The following is a 19058-nucleotide window of genomic DNA, read 5'->3' as shown; positions in this document are numbered from 1 at the left end:
CATGGAGACCCCGTGTTCCGACGCACCATCCGCGGTCGCACCGGCCGCGCGTCCGCCGCCCTCGCCCTCCTGCTGCTGCCCTTCGCGGCGGCTTGCGGGAACGAAGCCCAGGCCGAGTCCTCCTCCGATCCGTCCTCCGTCACCCTGCGCGTCGGCGACACCGGCTGGAAGGTCGACGAGGCGGTGCTGAAGTTCGCCCACCTCGACGACACCCCGTACACCATCAAGTGGAGCGTGTTCCAGGGCGGTGACCAGCAGCTCCAGGCCATCCGCGCCGGGGCGCTCGACGTCGCCTCCTCCAGCGAGATCCCGCCGGTCTTCGCGGCGGCCGACGGGAAGCCGAACTTCAAGGTCGTCGCCGTCCAGCGCGGTTCGACACTGAACCAGGAGGTCGTCGTCCCGAAGGGCTCCAAGGTGACCGGCATCGCCGGCCTGAAGGGCAAGAGGGTCGGCTACGTGCAGAACACCACCGCCCACTACTTCCTGTACGAGCTGCTCAAGCAGGCAGGCCTGAAGTGGTCGGACATCGACGCCAAGCCGCTGCTGCCCAACGACGGCCTCGCCGCCCTGAACGGCGGCAGCATCGACGCCTTCGCCTCCTACGGCACCTCGGTCATCACCGCGCACCAACAGGGCGCCCGCACGGTCGGCTCGGGCGCGGACATCCTGTCGGGCAACTTCCTCTGGTCGGCCCGGGACAACGTGCTGAACAGCCCGGCGCAGAAGGAGGCGTTGGCCGATCTGGTCGCGCGGATCACCAAGGCGTACGCGTACGTCCGTGATGGTCACGAGGCCGACTTCGCCAAGGTAATCGCAGAGAACACGCACCAGCCGGTCGCCCAGGCGCAGCAGGACCTGGTGGCGCAGCAGAAGCAACGGCCCACGCAGGCGCGCGCGGTCGGCGACGACACCATCGCCTCCCAGCAGAAGGTCGCCGACGCCTTCACTGAACTCGGCGCACTCAAGGAGCACTTGGACGTGAAGTCGTTCTGGAGCACGGATCTGAACGCCGACCTGAAGAAGGCGCTGTGACCGACCCGACCGTCATCGACCGGCCCTTCGTCGACTCGCCCTTCATCGACCGCATCGCCGAGTTGGCCGCCGAGTACGACCGATCGGCCGCCTTTCCCGCCGAGTCCCTCCGCATCGCGCACGAGGCCGGCCTGCTGACGGCGACGATCGGCGAGCGGTACGGCGGCCGGGGCGGGGGCGTCGCGGACACCGCCCGGATCCTCCACTCCCTGGGCCGCCTCGACCCGTCGGTCGCGTTGATCACGGCGATGACGCTGAACACCCATGCCCGTCAGGCGGCGCAGCCGCACTGGCCCGAGGAGCTGTACGCGCGCGTGGTCAAGGAGTCGCTGGAGCGTCCCGTTCTCGTCAACCACGCGCGCGTGGAGCCCGACCTGGGCTCATCCGCCCGGGGCGGACTGCCCGCCACCCGCGCCCGGCGCACGGCCGACGGCTGGGCGGTCAGCGGGACGAAACGGTTCGTGACCGGCGCCGACGGGCTCGACTGGTTCCTGGTGTGGGCGACCACCGACGAGGCGGAGCCGCGCGTGGGCACGTTCCTGGTTCCCGGCGGCTCGCCCGGCATCGAAGTCACCGACCGCTGGGACCAGTTGGGGCTGAGGGCGAGCGGCAGTCACGACGTGACGTTCCGGGAGGTGGAGGTCCCGTACGAGCATGTCATCGGGATCGGGCCGCACGGGCCCGCCGCCGAACAGGACAACCGGGCGGGCGCGGCCCTCCATCTCCCCCTTGCCGCCCTCTACTTGGGCGTGGCGCGCGCCGCGCAGTCCTTCTTCCACACCTTCGCCCACGCGCGCGTGCCCGCCAACCTCGGTCATCCGGTGGCCCGTACGGAACGGTTCCGGCGGACCGCAGGGGAGATCGAGGTGGTACTCGCCGCCGCCGAGCAGCTGGTGTTCGACGGGGCCGCGAAGCTCGACGCCGGCGACACCTCGTACACGCCTGAACAGGCCCTCGGCGCACGCGTGTTGGCGGACCGGCACGGGGTGCGGGCCGTGGAGCTGGCCGTGCGGCTGCTCGGCAATCCGGGGCTGGCCCGCGGCAATCCGCTGGAGCGGCACTTCCGCGACATCCAGTGCGCGCCCGTGCACGCGCCCCAGGAGGACATTTCCCTGCTCGCGATCGGAACGAAGGCCCTGAACCCGTGACGGCAGCACCGGAAACGACCGTGTCCGCGCAGTTCCTGGGCCTGCTGGCCCGCGATCTGCCGCCCGACCGGCTGACCACCGACCCGGCCGCGCTCGCCGCGCACGCCACCGACCGCTCCGGTACCCGCCCTGACGGCGAACCCCTCGCGATCGTGCACGCGCGACGGACGGAGGACGTGACCGTCACTCTCCGGCACGCCCACGCCCTGGGCGTACCAGTCGTGCCGCGCGGCGCGGGCACCGGTCTGTCGGGCGGGGCGACGGCGGGCGAGGGCGCCCTCGTCCTGGATCTGTCCCGGATGAACCGCATCCTCGAACTGTCGGTGGACGACCAGCTCGCCGTCGTCGAACCGGGCCTGATCACCGCAGAGTTGGACCGAGCGGCGGGCGAACACGGCCTGCGGTACGCGCCCGATCCGGCGAGCGCGGCCCTGTCCACGATCGGCGGGAACATCGCGACCAACGCCGGCGGCCTGCGCTGCGCGAAGTACGGGGTGACCCGGGACAGTGTGCTCGGTCTCGAGGCCGTCCTCGCCGACGGCACGGTCATCACGACCGGCCGCCGTACGGTCAAGGGCGTCACCGGCTACGACCTCACCGCGCTGCTCACCGGCTCGGAGGGCACCCTCGCCGTGATCACCTCGGCGACACTGCGGCTGCGGCCGGTGCCCGTGGCGACGGCGACGCTCGCGGCCTGGTTCGACTCGTTCGAGGCGGCGGCCGAGGCCTCGTACGCGATCGCCCGTGCCGGGGTCGTGCCCGCGCTGGCCGAGCTGGTCGACGGGCCGGTCCTGGAGGCGATCGACCCGGCGCTGCGGGAGCGGGGTGCGGCGCTGCTGGTCGTGCAGTGCGACGGCGCGGGCGCGGCGGCCGAGGCGGCGGCGGTCGCAGAGCTGCTGGCCCCGACGGCCTCGACGGTGGAGACGACCGAGGACCCGGACGAGGCCGAACACCTGCTGGCCGCCCGCCGGCTCGCCCTGCCCGCGCTGGAACGGCTGGGCCGCCCGCTGATCGAGGACATCGCGGTCCCGCGGTCCCGGCTGGCTCAGGCGGTACGGGAGATCCAGGGGATCTCCGCGCGCCACGGCGTGCCCGTCTACACCCTCGCGCACGCGGCGGACGGCAACCTGCATCCGATCATCGTGGTGGATCCCTCCCTGGACCGGCTGCCGGAGGCGGCCTGGGAGGCGGCGGGCGAGATCTTCGCGCTGGCCCTGCGGCTGGGCGGGACGCTCACCGGCGAGCACGGCGTGGGGGTGCTGAAGCGGCAGTGGGTCGCCGACGAGCTCGGGCCCGCGGCCCACGCGTTGCAGCGACGCCTGAAGGAGGTGTTCGATCCCCGGGGGATCCTCAACCCCGGAAAGAGCCTCTGATACGGCAGCAGGGGCCGGCGACGGACCGCGGAAATGCCAGAATCCGCCACGTTCTGCGGACAGTCGCGGCGCATCCCGCAGCGGCGCGCGGTCGTATCGTCAGGCACTTCGACCGTGGCCACCGGGCATGAACGGGGTCGGCGCCTTTCATGCCCGGTGGCCAGGCCCGTCGCGCTGTCGTCCTACGGCCGGGCCAGCAGCGTCCGTACGCCCTCGGAGGTGAGCGTCAGCGGGTGCTCGGACCCGGCGTCTATGGTCAGCGAGAGATCGTCGGCCGGCCATTGCGAGGCAAGCGCGCCCAGCGGTACCAGGCGGTAGCGGGAGACGAACGGCAGCAACCCGGCCATCTCGTCTTCCGAGGTGAACACGGGTACCACCGGATCGCCGTCCGGCTGCTCCAGGACCGGCAGCGCCACCGCGCCCGGGTCCCTGGCGTCCTCCTGGCTCGCGTCGTCCGGCACCGGAACGAGCACGTCACTGCCCGCGAGCGTGTCCAGCGCCGCCGTGTCCTCGGTGTTCACGGCCAGCGCGTCCAGCGCCTGCCGGGCCTTTGTCGAGGTGTGGTCATTGGCAGGTGTGTCCATGGCAGATCCCCTGGTTGCGGCGGTCGTACGGCCCGCCCGGGACAAGATCGCCCCCGGGCACGGTTCTGCTCGCGTACCCCATCCGGACGAGCCCATTCCTCCTCTCCTCGGCGAATCACGCGGCGCATCACGCCAGGGAGCCGCCTCATCAGGGAATCAGCGGGATGTCCTGCGAGGGCAGGCCCAGGCGGTCGCAGCCGACCCGGCGGGTCAGCGGCTCGGCCATGCTCGCGCCCACATGCGTCCAGTACGTGGCCGCGTCCCGGAAGTAGCGCTGCATCCGCTCGCCGTCGCGGGCGTGCCTCGAGCCGGCGGTGCGGAAGAGGATGCCCTGCAGCACGTCCCAGGCCGCGCGCCCGGCGTTCAGGAACATCGGCGCGAGTCGGTTGTCCTCGACGACGGTGAAGGGGGCCTCGCCGGTCACATTGCGCCGGCACGTCTCCATCCAGTCCTGCGCGGTCTGCCGCAGCGCCGCCTCCGCCATGTCGATCACACCGAGTGCCTCGCCGAGGTGTTGCTGGTAGTCGTGCAGGTCGGCGCGGGTGCGGGTGGGTTCCAGGGTGAGGGGGCGGGCGGCGACGATCCGGGCGTACTCGTCGGCGGCGGCGTACGCGGTGCCGATCATGATGACGGCCGGCTCGCCGTGGAAGAAGCTCGGCGCCCGCCCGGCGTACATCGGATTGCCGTGCAGTTTCGAGCCGACGCTGCCGCCCTCGACCGGCAGGTCGAGCAGGAACGCCTCGCGGGTGAAGTGGGCCGGAATACGGGCCTGTTCCATGTGGATGCTGTTGGAGCCGCTGCCGCGCAGGCCGAGTACGCCGTGCCAGTCGTCGAGCACCGTCCACGCCGATCGCGGGGCGACGAACAGCACCGGCGGTCCCGGCGGTTCGCCCGCTGTGGCTGGGGCGCGCAGGGTCTGGCCTACGTAGTGCGTGGAGTAGGGGGCGCCCGAGGAGTACGGCCAGGTGCCGTCCAGGACGACATGGCCGTCGCCGTCGGGCTGCGCGACCCCGACCGGTACGACGGTGGACGCGGCGTCAACTGCTCGGTCTCCGGCTGACGTTCGAGCAGTGCGGGCCGGAGGGCCACGGCCCGTTCGATCATCTCCCGCTCGGTCGGACCGGGTTCGGGTACGGCTGTCACGATGCCTCCCGGCGAGTGGGGCCGTTCGTTCGTGATGCGCTACGAGTGATTCAACACGGCGAGCGCTTCCGGGTACCGCCCGGATATCGCCAAGTGGGTGGAGCCGGGTGAACCGGGGAGCAGTGGGCCCGGGACCGTGCTCCCCCGGGCCCACGCACGCCCTGCTTCAGGTAGGGACCGTCGCTCCCGATCTTCCCGGGACCGTTCAGCACGTACGCCCTCAGAAGGCGGCGAGGAACGTCTCCGCATACCCCACGGCGTCTCCGCTCGCCGTGGGCAGGAAGCACACCTTGGGCCGGGAGGTGCGTGCGTGGCTCGGCGCCCGGTCGTCCAGCAGGCCGTCGTCGGTGGAGAAGCCGCCCCCGAGGAGGGCCGGACGGGGCGGTGGGGGCCGTCGGCCTCTCCCGCTCACCCCGTCTCCGCGAGCAGTTCCGCGACCGTGGTCACGCGGATCAGCGGGCGGTACAGGTCCATGACGTGCAGTGCCTTGGCGTGCGAGTCGTCGTCCGCGCCCGCGCAGGCGTCGGAGACGACCACGACCTCCACTCCGGCGTCCGCGGCAGCGACTGCCGTGGACAGCACGCAGCAGTCGGTGCTCACACCCGCCAGGACCAACCGACGCTCCGTACCGGCTCGTTGAGCGAGTCCGGGCGTCCACTTGCCGAACGTCGGGGCATCGACCACGTGCCGTGCCAGGGTGGCGAACTCGTCCGTCAGCCGCCACAGGGGCGCGTCGGGCGGTTGCAGGGCGAAGGGCCACTGCTCGTAGTAGGCACGCCAGGCGCCGGTGGGCCGGTCGGGGGCCAGGAAGCGGGTGAAGGTGACCCGGTCGCGGAAGGCCGGCAGCAGGCGTCGTACGCCCTCCGCTGCCTCCGCGAACCGAGGCGTGGCCCAGGGGCTTTCGGACTCGGCGAAGACACGCTGCATGTCGATGACGGTGAGCAGGCCGGTCGCGGAGGTCATGCGATCGGGACCTCCTCCCCTGCGGCCGGGCTCGGGGCCCCGGCCTCCTGCGCGCGGACGCGGGCGCGGCCCAGCGCCAGGGTGCCGAGGAAGCCGAGTGCGAGGGCGGCGAGGACGCCGAGGTTGGCGTAGGCCCAGGCGCCGGACTTGCCGCCGAGACCGAACGGGCCGAGGAGGTAACCCTGCCAGTTGAGCCAGCCGGCGGACGAGTTGGTGACCAGGCCCCAGCCCAGGGCGGTGGCGGCGAGGGTGAGCAGGAGCGGGGTGGGCGGTACGTCGCCGTAGCGGCCGGCCGGGCGGTAGAGGTCGCCCTCGTCGTAGTCGCGGCGGCGCAGGATCAGGTCGGCGAGCATGATGCCGCACCAGGCGGCGATGGGGACGCCGAGGGTGGTCAGGAAGCCCATGAACGGGCCGAGGAAGTCGTCGGCGAAGAAGACGATGTAGATCGAGCCCGCGATCATCAGGACGCCGTCGACGAGAGCGGCCAGATAGCGCGGAATGCGCAGGCCCGCGGAGAGCAGGGCGAGGCCGGAGGAGTAGATGTCGAGGACCGCGCCGCCGACCAGTCCGAGGACCGCGACCACGGCGAACGGGACCAGGAACCAGGTGGGCAGGATCGTCGTGAGGGCGCCGATCGGGTCGGCTGCGACAGCCGTGTTGAGCTTGCTGGAGGAGCCGGCCAGCAACAGTCCGAAGACCAGCAGGAGCAGCGGCGCCACCGACGCGCCGAAGGTGGTCCAGCCGATCACGCCGCGCCCGGACGAACTGCGGGGCAGATAGCGGGAGTAGTCGGCGGCGGCGTTGACCCAGCCGAGGCCGAAGCCGGTCATCATGAACACCAGCGCGCCGATGAACTCCTGGGCGGAGCCCGCCGGGAGGGCGCTGACCGTGCTCCAGTGGATGTGGTCGGCGACGAGCACGATGTACACGACGGTCAGGACGCCCGTGACCACGGTGATCACGGTCTGCAGGCGCATGATGAGGTCGAAACCCATCACGCCGCCGATCACGGTGAGGGCGCCGACCACGATCAGGGCGACCACCTGGGTCCCGGTGCCTCCGCCCCAGCCGAGCCGTCCGAAGACGGTGGCGGTGGCCATGGTGGCGAGCGCGCACAGCACGGTCTCCCAGCCGACGGTGAGGACCCAGGAGATCACCGAGGGAAGACGGTTGCCGCGCACGCCGTAGGCGGCCCGGCCGAGGACCATGGTCGGCGCCGAGCCGCGCTTGCCGGCCACCGCGACGAAGCCGCAGAGCAGGAACGAGAAGACGATGCCGACGACGCCTGCGACCAGCGCCTGCCAGAAGGAGATCCCGAAGCCGAGCGCGAAGGCGCCGTAACTCAGCCCGAGGATGGAGACGTTGGCCCCGAACCAGGGCCAGAACAGCGTCCGCGGGGTGCCCTTGCGCTCGGCGTCGCCGATCACGTCGAGGCCGTGCGTCTCGACCTGGAGCTGTCGGCCCGTGGATCTTTCGTCGGAGGTGTCCGGGGAGTCTGCCATCGTCGTCCTACCTGTTCAGACGTGTTTGGCGGAAGCCTCGTCGGCGCCGGTCGGGGCGTCAAGGGGCGGCAGGACGGGCGCGCCGTGCCGGCCCGCCCCGGAGTTCGACGGAATGGGCGCCCTGTGAAGTGAACCGGTAGGGCGGGCTCGTCCGATGAAGGGGCGAACAGACAGGATCCCGGTGCCCGTGCGGACACCGGACCATCAGGAAGGAACCTGAGCCATGACCGGCCTCGCCCTCTCCATCCTCCTGTACGCCGCCGTGGTCGCGCTGTGCCTGCACGCCCTTGTGGACTGTGTCAGGACTCCGAGCTCACGCGTCCGTCATCTGCCCAAGGTGGTGTGGCTCCTGCTGATGCTCATGGCACCGGTGCTGGGCGGCATCGCCTGGCGCAACCTGGGCAAGCGGGCCGCCCAGCACTCCGGACCGGCGCCTCAGCGCGCCCAGAACGGCAGGGGCGGGCAGACGTTGGCGCAGGTGTAGCCGCCGGGCATCAACAGGCCTGCGTCGTCCTCGTTGTTGGCGCCGCCGGCGAAGTAGACCTCGGGGACCCAGCCCCAACGGCCGTTGTCCGCCTTGGTGCTGGCCCACCAGTAGTTCTCGGCGGAGCCGTCCCGGAAGGTCTGGCCCTTCATCTCGGTGACGAACCAGTTGGCGGCGCCGCCCTGTTCGAGATACCCGACGACCGCGGCGCCGGGCGAGCGGGTGGCGTACACCGGCACATGGCCGCGGGTGAGGTTGCAGAACTTGACCTCCGTCCCCGGCCACGCGCGACCGGTGCCGGGATCGGTGAGGTCCCGCTTGGTGGTGCTGTGGCAGGGGACGTTGTCGGTCGCGTGGGCGACGGGAGCGGTCAGGGTCGCGAGGCCCGCGAGGGCGACGGCGGCCGTGACGAGTCCGTGCTTGATGTGGATCATGCCCTCGGAAACGAGGGGTTCGCGCGGATGGTCACGGCGCCGCGTCCGTCCGGACGCCGCTGGTCAGGCGGTCGTCTCGGGACGCTCCGGTGCGGCCCAGTGGGTGTGGAAGGCGCCGGGGCGGTCGGTGCGGCGGTAGGTGTGGGCGCCGAAGTAGTCGCGCTGGCCCTGGAGGAGGGCGGCGGGCAGACGGTCGGCGCGCAGGGTGTCGTAGTGGGCGAGGGCGGCGGAGAAGGCGGGGACGGGGATGCCGCGGCGGGCGGCCGAGGCGATGATCTCCCGCCAGGGGACCTGCGCGTCGGTGATCTCCATGGCGAACTCCATCTCGCCGAGCAGGCTGACCAGGTCGCGGTCGGCGGTGTAGGCGGCGCGGATGCGGTCGAGGAAGGAGGCGCGGATGATGCAACCGCCGCGCCAGATCCGGGCGACAGTGCCGAGGTCGATCTTCCAGCCGTACTCGGCGGCCGCGTCCTGGATCATCTTCCAGCCCTGGTCGTAGGCGATGACCTTCGACGCGTACAGGGCGTGCTCGACCTGCGAGGTGAAGCGTTCGGCCTCGGTGCGGCTCAGCGGGGGCCTGGTGCCGCCGGGGAGGCCCGCGTACGCGGCGCGCAGTTCGCTCTGGCCGGAGGCGGCGCGGGCGAAGGTGGCCTGGGCGATCGCGGTGACCGGGGAGGCCAGGTCCAGCGCGGTCTGCACGGTCCAGCGGCCGGTGCCCTTCTGACCCGCGGCATCCGCGACGATGTCGACGAACGGGGCGCCGGTGACCGGGTCGGTGTGGGCCAGCACCTCGGCGGTGATCTCGATCAGGTAGGAGCCGAGCCGGCCCTCGTTCCACCGGCGGAAGACGTCGGCGATCTCGGCGGGCGTGTAGCCGGCGACCTGGCGCAGCAGGTCGTAGGCCTCGGCGATGAGCTGCATGTCGGCGTACTCGATGCCGTTGTGGACCATCTTGACGAAGTGCCCGGCGCCGTCGCTGCCGATGTGGGCGGCGCAGGGCTCGCCGTCGACCTTGGCGCTGATGGTCTCGAACATCGGGCCGAGGACGTCGTACGACTCCACCGAGCCACCGACCATGATCGACGGGCCCTCGAGCGCGCCCTCCTCGCCGCCGGAGACGCCGGTGCCGACGAAGTGCAGGCCGCGCTCGCGCAGGGCGGCCTCGCGGCGGCGGGTGTCGGCGAAGTGGGCGTTGCCGCCGTCGATGATCATGTCGCCGGGCTCGAGGAGCGGGGCGAACTCGTCGATGACCGCGTCGGTGGCGGTACCCGCCTGCACCATGATCATCAGGCGGCGGGGACGTTCGAGCGCGGCCACGAACTCCTCGGGCGTCTCGGCGGGGACGAACGTGCCCTCGTCGCCGAACACCTCGATGAGCGCACGCGTGCGGCTCGCCGAGCGGTTGTGCACGGCGACGGTGTAGCCGTTGCGGGCGAAGTTCCGCGCCAGGTTGCGGCCCATCACGCCCAGGCCGGTCACGCCGATGGCTGCGCTTGCGTTCATGGTGTACGTCCCTCGATCGGTCCGGTAAGGCGGTCGCGGGGCGGGCCTGCCCCATGCCCGTGAGGTACGGACGGGCGGCCGGATCGTCTCGATTCATGTCGCGTTCACCACATCGCACCCCCGTTTGATCGATCAAAGCGCCTGGGGTTTAACATATGAGCGCCGCCTAGCTCGAAAGATGGATCAGTGACTGCTGTCAACGACGACTCGTTCATCAACTGGAAGACCCGCGAGGAGATCGCGGAGTCGATGATCCCGATCATCGGGAAGCTGCACCGCGAGCGGGACGTCACGGTCCTGCTGCACAGCCGCTCCTTGGTGAACAAGTCGGTGGTCAGCATCCTCAAGACCCACCGGTTCGCCCGGCAGATCGCCGGCGAGGAGCTCTCGGTCATCGAGACCATGCCGTTCCTGCAGGCGCTGACCGCGCTCGACCTCGGTCCCTCCCAGATCGACATCGGGATGCTCGCCGCGACGTACCGGAGCGACGACCGCGGTCTGACGGTCGAGGAGTTCACCGCCGAGGCCGTCGCGGGCGCCACGGGTGCGAACAAGATCGAGCGTCGTGAGGGCCGGGACGTCGTCCTCTACGGCTTCGGCCGCATCGGCCGCCTCGTGGCCCGACTGCTGATCGAGAAGGCCGGCTCCGGCAACGGCCTGCGGCTGCGCGCGATCGTGGTGCGCGGCGGCGGCGATCAGGACATCGTCAAGCGGGCCTCGCTGCTGCGCCGCGACTCCATCCACGGCCAGTTCCAGGGCACGATCACCGTGGACGAGGCGAGCAGCACGATCTTCGCCAACGGCAACGCGATCAAGGTGATCTACGCCAACGACCCGTCCGAGGTCGACTACACGGCGTACGGCATCGACAACGCCATCCTCATCGACAACACCGGCAAGTGGCGCGACCGCGAGGGCCTCTCCGAGCACCTGCGCCCCGGCATCGACAAGGTCGTGCTGACCGCGCCGGGCAAGGGCGACGTCCCGAACATCGTGCACGGCGTCAACCACGACACGATCAAGCCGGACGAGCAGATCCTGTCCTGCGCGTCCTGCACCACCAACGCGATCGTGCCGCCGCTGAAGGCGATGGCGGACGAGTACGGCGTGCTGCGCGGCCACGTGGAGACCGTCCACTCGTTCACCAACGACCAGAACCTGCTGGACAATTACCACAAGGCCGACCGCCGCGGCCGGTCCGCGCCGCTGAACATGGTCATCACCGAGACCGGCGCCGCCTCCGCGGTCGCCAAGGCGCTGCCCGACCTCAAGGCGCCCATCACCGGCAGCTCGATCCGTGTCCCGGTGCCGGACGTCTCGATCGCGATCCTCAGCCTGCGGCTCGGCCGCGAGACCGACCGCGAGGAGGTCCTCGACTACCTCCGCAACGTGTCGCTGACCTCACCGCTCAAGCGCCAGATCGACTTCACCACCGCCCCCGACGCGGTCTCCAGCGACTTCATCGGTTCGCGCCACGCCTCGATCGTCGACGCGGGCGCCACCAAGGTCGACGGCGACAACGCCATCCTCTACCTCTGGTACGACAACGAGTTCGGCTACTCGTGCCAGGTCATCCGCGTCGTCCAGCACGTCTCCGGGGTCGAGTACCCCACGTTCCCCAGCCCGGCGGTCTGACCTCCGTGAACCGTCCGGTCAAGGGTCGGTAATGACTGCTTGACCGGACGGCGGTGGGGCATGAATGTGGCCACAGGGGTGGATCAGCACTCTGGAGGCGCCTTGACCACATCGTCACAACCGCGGGTGTCAGGCCTGGAGATCCGCTCCATCGACTACGTCCCGCTGGACGAGCGCCACGGCAAGCTGTGGCACCTCGGCCCCCTGTGGTTCATGTCGAACGCCCAGATCGCCACGCTGGCGGTGGGCCTGATCAGCATCACCGAGGGCGGCAATCTCATCTGGTCGCTCATCGCGATCGTGGCGGGCACCGTCCTCGGCACCTTCTTCATGGCGTTCCACTCGGCCCAGGGCCCACAGCTGGGCCTGCCGCAGATGATCCAGTCCCGGCCGCAATTCGGCTATGTCGGCGCCCTGTTGGTGTGGCTCTTCGCCTACATCCAGTACGCGGGCTTCAACGTCTTCAACACCATCCTCGCCGGCGAGGCGATGCACACCACGGTGCACGGAGGCGTCAAGCTCTGGGTGGTCGTGGTCACCCTGGTCGCCCTCGTCATCGCGCTGGTGGGCTACGACGTCATCCACAAGGCCGAGCAGTTCCTGACGTATTCCTTCCTGGTCGTCTTCGGCATCTTCACCGTGGGCGTGCTGGTCACCCTCCACTACCCGGCCGGCTCCTTCGACCTCGGCGCCTTCAAGGCCACTCCGTTCCTCGCCCAGTTCGGCGTGGTCGCCGGCTACCAGATCAGCTGGGCCATCTACGTCTCCGACTACTCGCGCTACCTCCCGCCGGGCGTGACGGTCCGCAAGACCTTCTACTGGACCTACTTCGGCTCGGCCCTCGGCGGCATCTGGCTGATGGTCCTCGGCTCGATGCTCGCCGCCTGGGCGGGCAAGGACTTCGACACGGTCCGCTCGATCAACGCCGCCGGCGACAAGGTGTTCACCGGGTTCGGCGCGATCGTGCTGCTCTTCGCGGTCCTGGGCCTGGTCTCCGTCACCGCGCTCAACATGTACGGCGGTTCGCTGACGCTCATCAGCGCCATCGACTCGATCAGACGCGTGCGGCCGACGCTCGGCGTGCGGCTGGTGACGCTCGGACTGACCGCGGCGCTCTCCCTGGTCGGCGCGCTGGCCGCGACGTCCAACTTCCTCGAGAACTTCAACAACTTCCTGCTGCTGGTGCTCTACCTGTTCATCCCGTGGACCGCGGTGAACCTGATGGACTACTACGTCGTGCGCCGCGGCCACTACGCCATCGCCGAGATCTTCAACCCGCGCGGAATCTACGGGCGTTGGGGCTGGCACGGCATCATCGCCTATCTGGTGGGCTTCGGCGTCATGATCCCCTTCTTCTCCGTCGGCACGCTCTACGTCGGCCCCGTCGCCGACGCCCTCGACGGAGCCGACATCTCCCTGTTCGTCGGGCTGCCGGTCGCCGCGGCGCTCTACTGGCTGCTGACCCGCTCGATCGACGTGGAGGCCGAACAGCGTCTGGCGGAGGCCGAGGCGGAGGAACTGGAGCGGTCGGCGCACGAGCACCGCGAACCGTGAGGGTCACATCGGGCGTACCCACACCCACAGATGACGGACCGTCAGCCCTGGCGGGCGTCGTAGACCACCACGTCCGGTTCGTGGTCCAGCCAGTGCTCGCACACGGTCCACTCGATGTGATCGCTGCCCGCGTCCCGCAGGACGACCGTGGCCACCAGGTCCCGGGCGCAGGACTTCTTGCCGTGAGCGCTGCACAGGGTGTCATGACGCTGCGGCTGCGCCTGGCCCCACCGTTCGACGCTGAGGATCTCGGACTTCATGGCGCGGCAGCTTAGCCCTCGGCCGAACATGGCGGGGTCGACTCCGCGGCCGGCTGCCTCGACAGCCACACCGTCCCGGAAGAGCCTCCTTTCAAGCCGATCCACGATGTGACCCAGACCATAAAGGGAACGAGGTCGTTTCGATAGCGGGAGGGGTACGCTGACCATCAAGTGAACGAAACAGTTTCGTTTAGAGTGTGGCGAAGGGCAGCCATGGTCTCCGTACTCGTCGTCAACGACCAGTCCCTGCAGCGTCTCGGCCTGCGCATGCTCCTGGCCGCCGAGCCCGACCTGACCGTCGTGGGCGAAGCCGCCAGCGGCGCCGAAGCGATCGGCCTGAGCGCCGCGCTGCGTCCCGACGTCGTCCTGATGGACAGCCGGCTTGCCGACGCCGACGACATCGAAGCCATCCGGCGCATCGCACGCCCCGCACGGCTCCTCCCGGCCACCGGGCCCGCCACGGCCGGTGGGCCCGCTCCCCGCGTGCTGGTTCTCACCTCGACCTCTCACGAGGAGCACGCCTACGCGGCCCTGCGCGCCGGCGCCGGCGGATTCCTCCTCACGGACGCCTCCCCGGACGAACTGGCCGCGGCCGTCCGCGTCGTGGCGGCCGGAGACGCCGTGATCACCCCCACCCTGACCCGCGCCCTCATCGACACCGTCCGCGAACAGCCCGCCGTCCGCCCCATCCAGCGGGACGTCGGCCTGGGCGCCCTCACCGAACGCGAACGCGACGTCCTCACGGCCGTCGCCTCCGGCTGGTCCAACAGCGAGATCGCCGCTCGGCTGTCCATCGCCCCGACCACCGTGAAATCCCACGTCAGCCACATCCTCGCCAAGATCGGCGCCCGTGCCCGCGTCCAGGCGGTGGCCTTCGCGTACGAATCCGGCCTGATACAGCCGGCGGCCTGACGCACGGAAACAGCGTGGGCGGCCGGCAGGGCCTTCGTCGCGCGCGTCAGGCGGGTTCGGCCGTGGTGCCGCGGACCACCAGGTGCGGAGTGAGGACGACCTCCCGGGGTTCGGTACGGTCCTGGTCGAGGCGCTCGACGGCGGCGGTCACCGCGTGCCTGGCCTGTTCCCGGGCGCCCTGGCTGACCGTCGTCAGGTTGAAGCAGCTCAGCCGGGAGAGCGTGTCGTCGTCGTAGCCCGCCACGGACACCTGGCCCGGGACGGAGACACCGGCGCGGGCCAGCCCGGCCAGCACACCGATGGCGCTCTGGTCGTTGAACGCGACGACGGCGGTGGGCAGTTCGTCGCCGTCGAGGAGGTGCCGTGCGGCGCGTTCGCCGGCCGCTTCGGTGGTGTCGCCGCCCAGGACATGGATGTGGTCGTCGAGGCCGTGCCGGCGCATGGCGGTGCGGTAGCCGCGACGCCGGTCGGTGGCGATGACTCCCCTGCCGCCGTCGACGTAGACGATGTCCCGATGCCCGAGTCCGGCCAGGTGATCGATGATCTGGCCCACGCCGTCGTCGTCCGCGGTGCGTACGACGTCCAGGCCCGCGTCGGCGATCCGGCGGCCGACCGCGATGACGGGGGCCTTGTTGTCGAGGGCGGCGAGCATCTCGGTGGGGGCCGTGGGACCCAGGAGGATCAGCGCCTCACTGCGGAAGGCGAGCAGGGTGTCCACGGCGGTGTTCTCGTCGCGTGTACGGGTGATCGTGCTGAGAACCAGGTCGTAGCCGACCTCCTCGGCCGCCGTGTGCAGATGCTCGACCAGTTCGGCGTGGAAGGGGCTGTGGATGTCGACCATGACGCCGAGCAGTCTGCTGCGCCTGCTGGCCAGCGTGCTGGCGGTGCGGTCCACCTGGTAGCCGAGTTCGGCGGCCGCCTTGAGGACGCGCTGGCGGGTCCGTTCGCTGGGACCCGCCACACCACGCAGCACCAGGGACACCGAGGCCGTGGACACACCCACCCGCGCGGCCACGTCCTCCAGTCGGGGGCGCTTGTGACTGCCATTCCGGTGGCCTGCGGAACTGACGTCCTCCACTTGTCCCTCCCGGGGCAATCTCCTTGCGCAACACCCTTGACACGCTCGCGAAACAAGGCCGATAGTACCAGAACTTAAAGCGCTTTAAATTGTCCTGATGTTCCAACGTAGTCAGCTCGGCAGTGCAGCATCTCAGAGTTCGCACTCCACCGAGCGGCCCCGACCGTGCCTGACCCCGGCTGCCTGACATCTGCCTGGTCGCCGCCGACGACGCCCACAAGGCGCTAGCCCGCGACACCGCCGTGCAGGTCGCACACGAGGACCATCCACTCGACGTCGCGACCGCCCCGGCCCACCCAGCAGTCCTCGATCACTTCCTCCCTCCGAGGATCAGTTCCTCACTCCGAGTCGCACAGCGAGGTGCACGCCCCATGAACCGCTCATCCACTCCCGGTCTCCGCAGAATCACCCCCGTAGTCGCCGTCGCGGCCGCGGCCGCCCTGACACTCGCGGGCTGTTCCAGCAGCTCCGGCGGCAAGAAGGCCGAGGAGTCCGCCGGCAACGTCTCCGCGGGCAAGGCCAACACTCCCCGCATGACGATCGCAATGGTCACCCACGCGCCGTCCGGCGACACCTTCTGGGACACCATCCGCAAGGGCGCCGAGGCCGCAGCCGCCAAGGACAACGTCAAGCTCATCTACTCCAACGACGAGAACGCCGGCGACCAGGCCAGCCTGGTGCAGAACGCGATCGACCAGAAGGTCGACGGCATCGCCGTCACCCTGGCCAAGCCGGACGCCCTCAAGGCCGTGGTCGCCAAGGCCGAGAAGGCCGGCATCCCCCTCGTCGGCCTGAACGCGGGCCTGAGCGTCTGGAAGCAGCAGGGTCTGCTGTCGTTCTTCGGACAGGACGAGGCCGTCTCCGGCCAGGCCCTCGGCAGCAAGCTCAACGGCACCGGCGCCAAGCACGCCCTCTGCGTCGTCCAGGCCCAGGGCGACGTCAACCTCGAAGAGCGCTGCGCCGGCGTGAAGAAGACCTTCTCCGGCAAGACGGACATCCTCTACGTCAACGGCACCGACATGCCCTCGGTGAAGTCGACGATCACCGCCAAGCTCAAGCAGGACTCCTCCATCGACGAGGTGGTCACCCTCGGCGCCCCGATCGCGCTGACTGCCGTGCAGGCCGTGTCCGAGGGCGGCAGCAAGGCGAAGATCGCCACGTTCGACCTCAACAAGGACCTCGTCTCCGCCATCGAGAAGGGCAGCATCCAGTTCGCCGTCGACCAGCAGCCGTACCTGCAGGGCTACCTGGCGGTCGACTCCCTGTGGCTCTACAAGACCAACGGCAACTTCAGCGGTGGCGGTGAGCAGCCGGTGCTGACCGGTCCGGCCTTCGTGGACAAGTCCAACGTCGAGACCGTCGCCAAGTTCGCCGCGAAGGGCACCCGGTGATGAGTATGACCCAGCATGCTGAGCCGGCGGTGACCTCACCGCCGGCCCCAGGCCCGAAGCAGACCGACGGGCGAACCACTGAACGGCCGCTGGCCGTCCGGCTGTTGGCCCGGCCCGAGGTGGGTGTCTTCCTCGGTGCCGTCGCGGTGTACGTGTTCTTCCTGATCTCGGCGCCGCCGGTGCGCGACGCCAGCTCGATGGCCAACATCCTGTACCAGTCCTCCACTCTGGGCATCGTGACCATCCCGGTGGCGCTGCTGATGATCGGCGGGGAGTTCGACCTGTCGGCCGGTGTCGGGGTGATCACCTCGGCGCTCACGGCGAGCATGATCAGCTACCAGCTCACCATGAACGTGTGGGTCGGAGTCTTCGTCGCTCTGCTGGTCTCGCTGGGAGTCGGCTTCTTCAACGGCTGGATGGTGGTCAAGACCGGGCTGCCCAGCTTCCTGGTCACCCTGGGCACCTTCCTGATCCTGCAAGGCGTCAACCTCGCCGTCACCAAGCTGGTCACCGGCAACGTGGCGACCGACGACATCAGCAACATGGACGGCTTCGCGTCGGCGAAGAAGGTCTTCGCCTCGTCGCTCGACATCGGCGGCGTCCAGGTGAAGATCACCGTGTTCTGGTGGCTGCTGTTCGCGGCGATCGCCACCTGGGTGCTCCTGCGCACCAAGTACGGCAACTGGACCTTTGCGGTCGGCGGCAACAAGGACAGCTCCCGCGCCGTCGGTGTGCCGGTGGCCTTCACGAAGATCTCGCTGTTCATGCTGGTCGGCTTCGGTGCCTGGTTCGTGGGCATGCACCAGCTGTTCTCGTTCAACACCGTGCAGTCCGGCGAGGGCGTCGGCATCGAGCTGATCTACATCTCCGGCGCAGTGATCGGCGGATGTCTGCTGACCGGTGGTGCCGGCAGCGCGATCGGCCCGGTCTTCGGCGCGTTCATGTTCGGCATGGTGCAGCAGGGCATCGTCTACGCCGGCTGGAACCCGGACTGGTTCAAGGCCTTCCTCGGCGTGATGCTCCTCGGCGCCGTCCTGATCAATCTGTGGGTCCAGCGCACAGCGACCCGGAGGTGACCACACCCATGACAACCACCAACGAAACCATGCCCGACGGGGCCGCGCCCAAGGACACCGCGCCCCAGGACGGCAAGCCGGTCGTCGAGTTGAAGAACACCGGCAAGTCCTACGGCAACATCCGTGCCCTGCACGGCGTGAGCCTCCAGGTCCATCCCAGCCAGGTCACCTGCGTCCTGGGCGACAACGGGGCCGGTAAGTCCACCCTGATCAAGATCATCTCCGGGCTGCACCAGCACACCGAGGGCGAGTTCCTCGTCGACAACACCCCGGTGCGCTTCTCCACCCCGCGTGACGCGCTCGACCGCGGTATCGCCACCGTCTACCAGGACCTGGCGACCGTCCCGCTGATGCCGGTGTGGCGGAACTTCTTCCTCGGCTCCGAGATGACCAAGGGCCCGTGGCCGGTACGCCGTCTCGACATCGAGCGGATGAAGGAGACCGCGGACGAAGAGCTGCGCAACATGGGCATCGTCCTGGACAACCTGGAGCAGCCCATCGGCACCCTGTCGGGTGGCCAGCGCCAGTGCGTCGCGATCGCCCGCGCCGTCTACTTCGGCGCGCGTGTGCTGATCCTGGACGAGCCGACCGCCGCGCTGGGTGTGAAGCAGTCCGGCGTGGTGCTCAAGTACATCGCGGCCGCCCGCGACCGCGGACTGGGCGTCATCTTCATCACCCACAACCCGCACCACGCCTACATGGTCGGCGACCACTTCAGCGTACTGCGCCTGGGCACCATGGAACTGTCCGCCGAGCGCAGCGACATCACGCTGGACGAGCTGACCAACCACATGGCCGGCGGCGCCGAACTCGCCGCCCTCAAGCACGAGTTGTCCCAGGTCCGCGGCGTCGACGTCGAAGAACTCCCGGAGGAGAAGGACCTCACCGCGCCCGTGGCGGCCTCGTCCGAGGTCTCACCTTCCTGACCTCGGTATCGCCGCACACCGCGACATTCCACCCACTCCCCTGATCCGAAAGCATTCCCC

At 69.9% G+C, this 19058-nt stretch carries 19 protein-coding genes and 1 pseudogene; 11 read left to right on the top strand and 9 right to left on the bottom strand.

Going from position 1 to position 19058, the window contains the following annotated elements:
- Positions 1-12: 12 nt before the first annotated feature.
- Genes OG303_RS45065 through OG303_RS45055 form a run of 3 tightly spaced genes read left to right on the top strand, consistent with a single transcriptional unit; the run spans position 13 to position 3553 of the window.
- A complete protein-coding gene (locus OG303_RS45065) occupies positions 13-1032 on the top strand; it encodes an ABC transporter substrate-binding protein (protein ID WP_405875819.1) in 1020 nt (339 codons plus the stop codon).
- Positions 1029-2180: an acyl-CoA dehydrogenase family protein gene (locus tag OG303_RS45060; RefSeq protein ID WP_405875818.1), complete on the top strand. Its 1152-nt coding sequence runs from the start codon at positions 1029-1031 to the stop codon at positions 2178-2180. Before OG303_RS45065 ends, OG303_RS45060 begins: the two co-directional genes overlap by 4 nt.
- A 20-nt stretch (positions 2181-2200) precedes the next feature.
- A complete protein-coding gene (locus OG303_RS45055) occupies positions 2201-3553 on the top strand; it encodes an FAD-binding oxidoreductase (protein WP_405875817.1) in 1353 nt (450 codons plus the stop codon).
- A gap of 182 nt (positions 3554-3735) precedes the next feature.
- On the opposite strand, the gene OG303_RS45050 is transcribed toward OG303_RS45055, so the two are convergent.
- Both OG303_RS45050 and OG303_RS45045 read right to left on the bottom strand, forming a co-directional pair.
- Positions 3736-4137 (bottom strand): SseB family protein, encoded by a 402-nt coding sequence (locus OG303_RS45050; protein ID WP_405875816.1) that lies wholly within the window; start codon positions 4135-4137, stop codon positions 3736-3738.
- 148 nt (positions 4138-4285) lie between these two features.
- Entirely contained in the window at positions 4286-5008 is a 723-nt protein-coding gene (locus OG303_RS45045) for a hypothetical protein (protein ID WP_405875815.1), read from the bottom strand.
- Between the two features lie 57 nt (positions 5009-5065).
- Between OG303_RS45045 and OG303_RS45040 the strand changes: the two genes are divergently transcribed.
- Entirely contained in the window at positions 5066-5197 is a 132-nt protein-coding gene (locus OG303_RS45040; protein WP_405875814.1) for a hypothetical protein, read from the top strand.
- A gap of 306 nt (positions 5198-5503) precedes the next feature.
- Here the strand turns inward: OG303_RS45040 and OG303_RS45035 are convergent.
- From OG303_RS45035 to OG303_RS45025, 3 genes and pseudogenes are all read right to left on the bottom strand, one after another.
- Positions 5504-5692 (bottom strand): annotated as a pseudogene (locus OG303_RS45035) (hypothetical protein); the annotation flags it as partial.
- Positions 5689-6243: a cysteine hydrolase family protein gene (locus OG303_RS45030; RefSeq protein ID WP_405875813.1), complete on the bottom strand. Its 555-nt coding sequence runs from the start codon at positions 6241-6243 to the stop codon at positions 5689-5691. The pseudogene OG303_RS45035 and the gene OG303_RS45030, both read right to left, overlap by 4 nt.
- Complete coding sequence (locus OG303_RS45025) at positions 6240-7745, bottom strand: purine-cytosine permease family protein (protein WP_405875812.1); 1506 nt, start codon at positions 7743-7745, stop codon at positions 6240-6242. Before OG303_RS45025 ends, OG303_RS45030 begins: the two co-directional genes overlap by 4 nt.
- 223 nt (positions 7746-7968) lie before the next feature.
- Here OG303_RS45025 and OG303_RS45020 point away from each other — a divergent pair, with 223 nt between their 5' ends.
- Positions 7969-8229, top strand: coding sequence for a PLD nuclease N-terminal domain-containing protein (locus OG303_RS45020; RefSeq protein WP_405875810.1), 261 nt, complete (start codon positions 7969-7971; stop codon positions 8227-8229).
- Here OG303_RS45020 and OG303_RS45015 read toward each other — a convergent pair.
- Positions 8181-8663 carry a hypothetical protein gene (locus OG303_RS45015; RefSeq protein ID WP_405875809.1) on the bottom strand — a complete coding sequence of 161 codons (483 nt, stop codon included), beginning with the start codon at positions 8661-8663 and terminating at the stop codon, positions 8181-8183. The two genes, OG303_RS45020 and OG303_RS45015, sit on opposite strands and share 49 nt — an antisense overlap.
- A 63-nt stretch (positions 8664-8726) precedes the next feature.
- A complete protein-coding gene (gene gndA, locus OG303_RS45010; RefSeq protein WP_405875808.1) occupies positions 8727-10166 on the bottom strand; it encodes an NADP-dependent phosphogluconate dehydrogenase in 1440 nt (479 codons plus the stop codon).
- Between the two features lie 186 nt (positions 10167-10352).
- Between gndA and OG303_RS45005 the strand changes: the two genes are divergently transcribed.
- Positions 10353-11801, top strand: coding sequence for a glyceraldehyde-3-phosphate dehydrogenase (locus OG303_RS45005; RefSeq protein WP_405875807.1), 1449 nt, complete (start codon positions 10353-10355; stop codon positions 11799-11801).
- 102 nt (positions 11802-11903) lie between these two features.
- The gene (locus OG303_RS45000) at positions 11904-13355 is read left to right on the top strand and encodes a purine-cytosine permease family protein (protein WP_405875806.1); all 1452 of its coding nucleotides are present in this window, start codon (positions 11904-11906) and stop codon (positions 13353-13355) included.
- A gap of 41 nt (positions 13356-13396) precedes the next feature.
- Here OG303_RS45000 and OG303_RS44995 read toward each other — a convergent pair whose 3' ends face one another.
- Entirely contained in the window at positions 13397-13615 is a 219-nt protein-coding gene (locus OG303_RS44995; RefSeq protein WP_405875805.1) for a hypothetical protein, read from the bottom strand.
- 213 nt (positions 13616-13828) lie between these two features.
- Between OG303_RS44995 and OG303_RS44990 the strand changes: the two genes are divergently transcribed.
- Positions 13829-14527 carry a LuxR C-terminal-related transcriptional regulator gene (locus OG303_RS44990; protein ID WP_405875804.1) on the top strand — a complete coding sequence of 233 codons (699 nt, stop codon included), beginning with the start codon at positions 13829-13831 and terminating at the stop codon, positions 14525-14527.
- A gap of 46 nt (positions 14528-14573) precedes the next feature.
- Here the strand turns inward: OG303_RS44990 and OG303_RS44985 are convergent, their stop codons facing one another.
- The gene (locus OG303_RS44985; protein ID WP_405875803.1) at positions 14574-15605 is read right to left on the bottom strand and encodes a LacI family DNA-binding transcriptional regulator; all 1032 of its coding nucleotides are present in this window, start codon (positions 15603-15605) and stop codon (positions 14574-14576) included.
- 371 nt (positions 15606-15976) lie between these two features.
- On the opposite strand from OG303_RS44985, the gene OG303_RS44980 reads away from it, so the two are divergent.
- From OG303_RS44980 to OG303_RS44970, 3 genes are read left to right on the top strand one after another with little or no spacing between them, the layout of a single operon-like run.
- Entirely contained in the window at positions 15977-16996 is a 1020-nt protein-coding gene (locus OG303_RS44980; protein WP_405875802.1) for a sugar ABC transporter substrate-binding protein, read from the top strand.
- Complete coding sequence (locus tag OG303_RS44975) at positions 16996-18072, top strand: ABC transporter permease (protein ID WP_405875801.1); 1077 nt, start codon at positions 16996-16998, stop codon at positions 18070-18072. The genes OG303_RS44980 and OG303_RS44975 overlap by 1 nt, the downstream gene beginning before the upstream one ends.
- A gap of 8 nt (positions 18073-18080) precedes the next feature.
- The gene (locus tag OG303_RS44970; protein WP_405875800.1) at positions 18081-18998 is read left to right on the top strand and encodes an ATP-binding cassette domain-containing protein; all 918 of its coding nucleotides are present in this window, start codon (positions 18081-18083) and stop codon (positions 18996-18998) included.
- Positions 18999-19058 lie beyond the last annotated feature (60 nt).

The sequence above is a fragment of the Streptomyces sp. NBC_00005 genome, from assembly GCF_045160215.1.
Lineage (GTDB): Bacteria > Actinomycetota > Actinomycetes > Streptomycetales > Streptomycetaceae > Streptomyces.
This window is presented reverse-complemented; position numbering and strand designations above follow the sequence as displayed.

Excerpts from the sequence above, each read along its gene's own strand:
- OG303_RS45050 (WP_405875816.1), bottom strand. The coding sequence starts at position 4,137 with ATGGACACACCTGCCAATGACCACACCTCGACAAAGGCCCGGCAGGCG.
- OG303_RS45030 (WP_405875813.1), bottom strand. The coding sequence starts at position 6,243 with ATGACCTCCGCGACCGGCCTGCTCACCGTCATCGACATGCAGCGTGTC.
- OG303_RS45025 (WP_405875812.1), bottom strand. The coding sequence starts at position 7,745 with ATGGCAGACTCCCCGGACACCTCCGACGAAAGATCCACGGGCCGACAG.
- OG303_RS45020 (WP_405875810.1), top strand. The coding sequence starts at position 7,969 with ATGACCGGCCTCGCCCTCTCCATCCTCCTGTACGCCGCCGTGGTCGCG.
- OG303_RS45015 (WP_405875809.1), bottom strand. The coding sequence starts at position 8,663 with ATGATCCACATCAAGCACGGACTCGTCACGGCCGCCGTCGCCCTCGCG.
- gndA (WP_405875808.1), bottom strand. The coding sequence starts at position 10,166 with ATGAACGCAAGCGCAGCCATCGGCGTGACCGGCCTGGGCGTGATGGGC.
- OG303_RS44995 (WP_405875805.1), bottom strand. The coding sequence starts at position 13,615 with ATGAAGTCCGAGATCCTCAGCGTCGAACGGTGGGGCCAGGCGCAGCCG.
- OG303_RS44990 (WP_405875804.1), top strand. The coding sequence starts at position 13,829 with ATGGTCTCCGTACTCGTCGTCAACGACCAGTCCCTGCAGCGTCTCGGC.
- OG303_RS44980 (WP_405875802.1), top strand. The coding sequence starts at position 15,977 with ATGAACCGCTCATCCACTCCCGGTCTCCGCAGAATCACCCCCGTAGTC.
- OG303_RS44975 (WP_405875801.1), top strand. The coding sequence starts at position 16,996 with ATGAGTATGACCCAGCATGCTGAGCCGGCGGTGACCTCACCGCCGGCC.
- OG303_RS44970 (WP_405875800.1), top strand. The coding sequence starts at position 18,081 with ATGACAACCACCAACGAAACCATGCCCGACGGGGCCGCGCCCAAGGAC.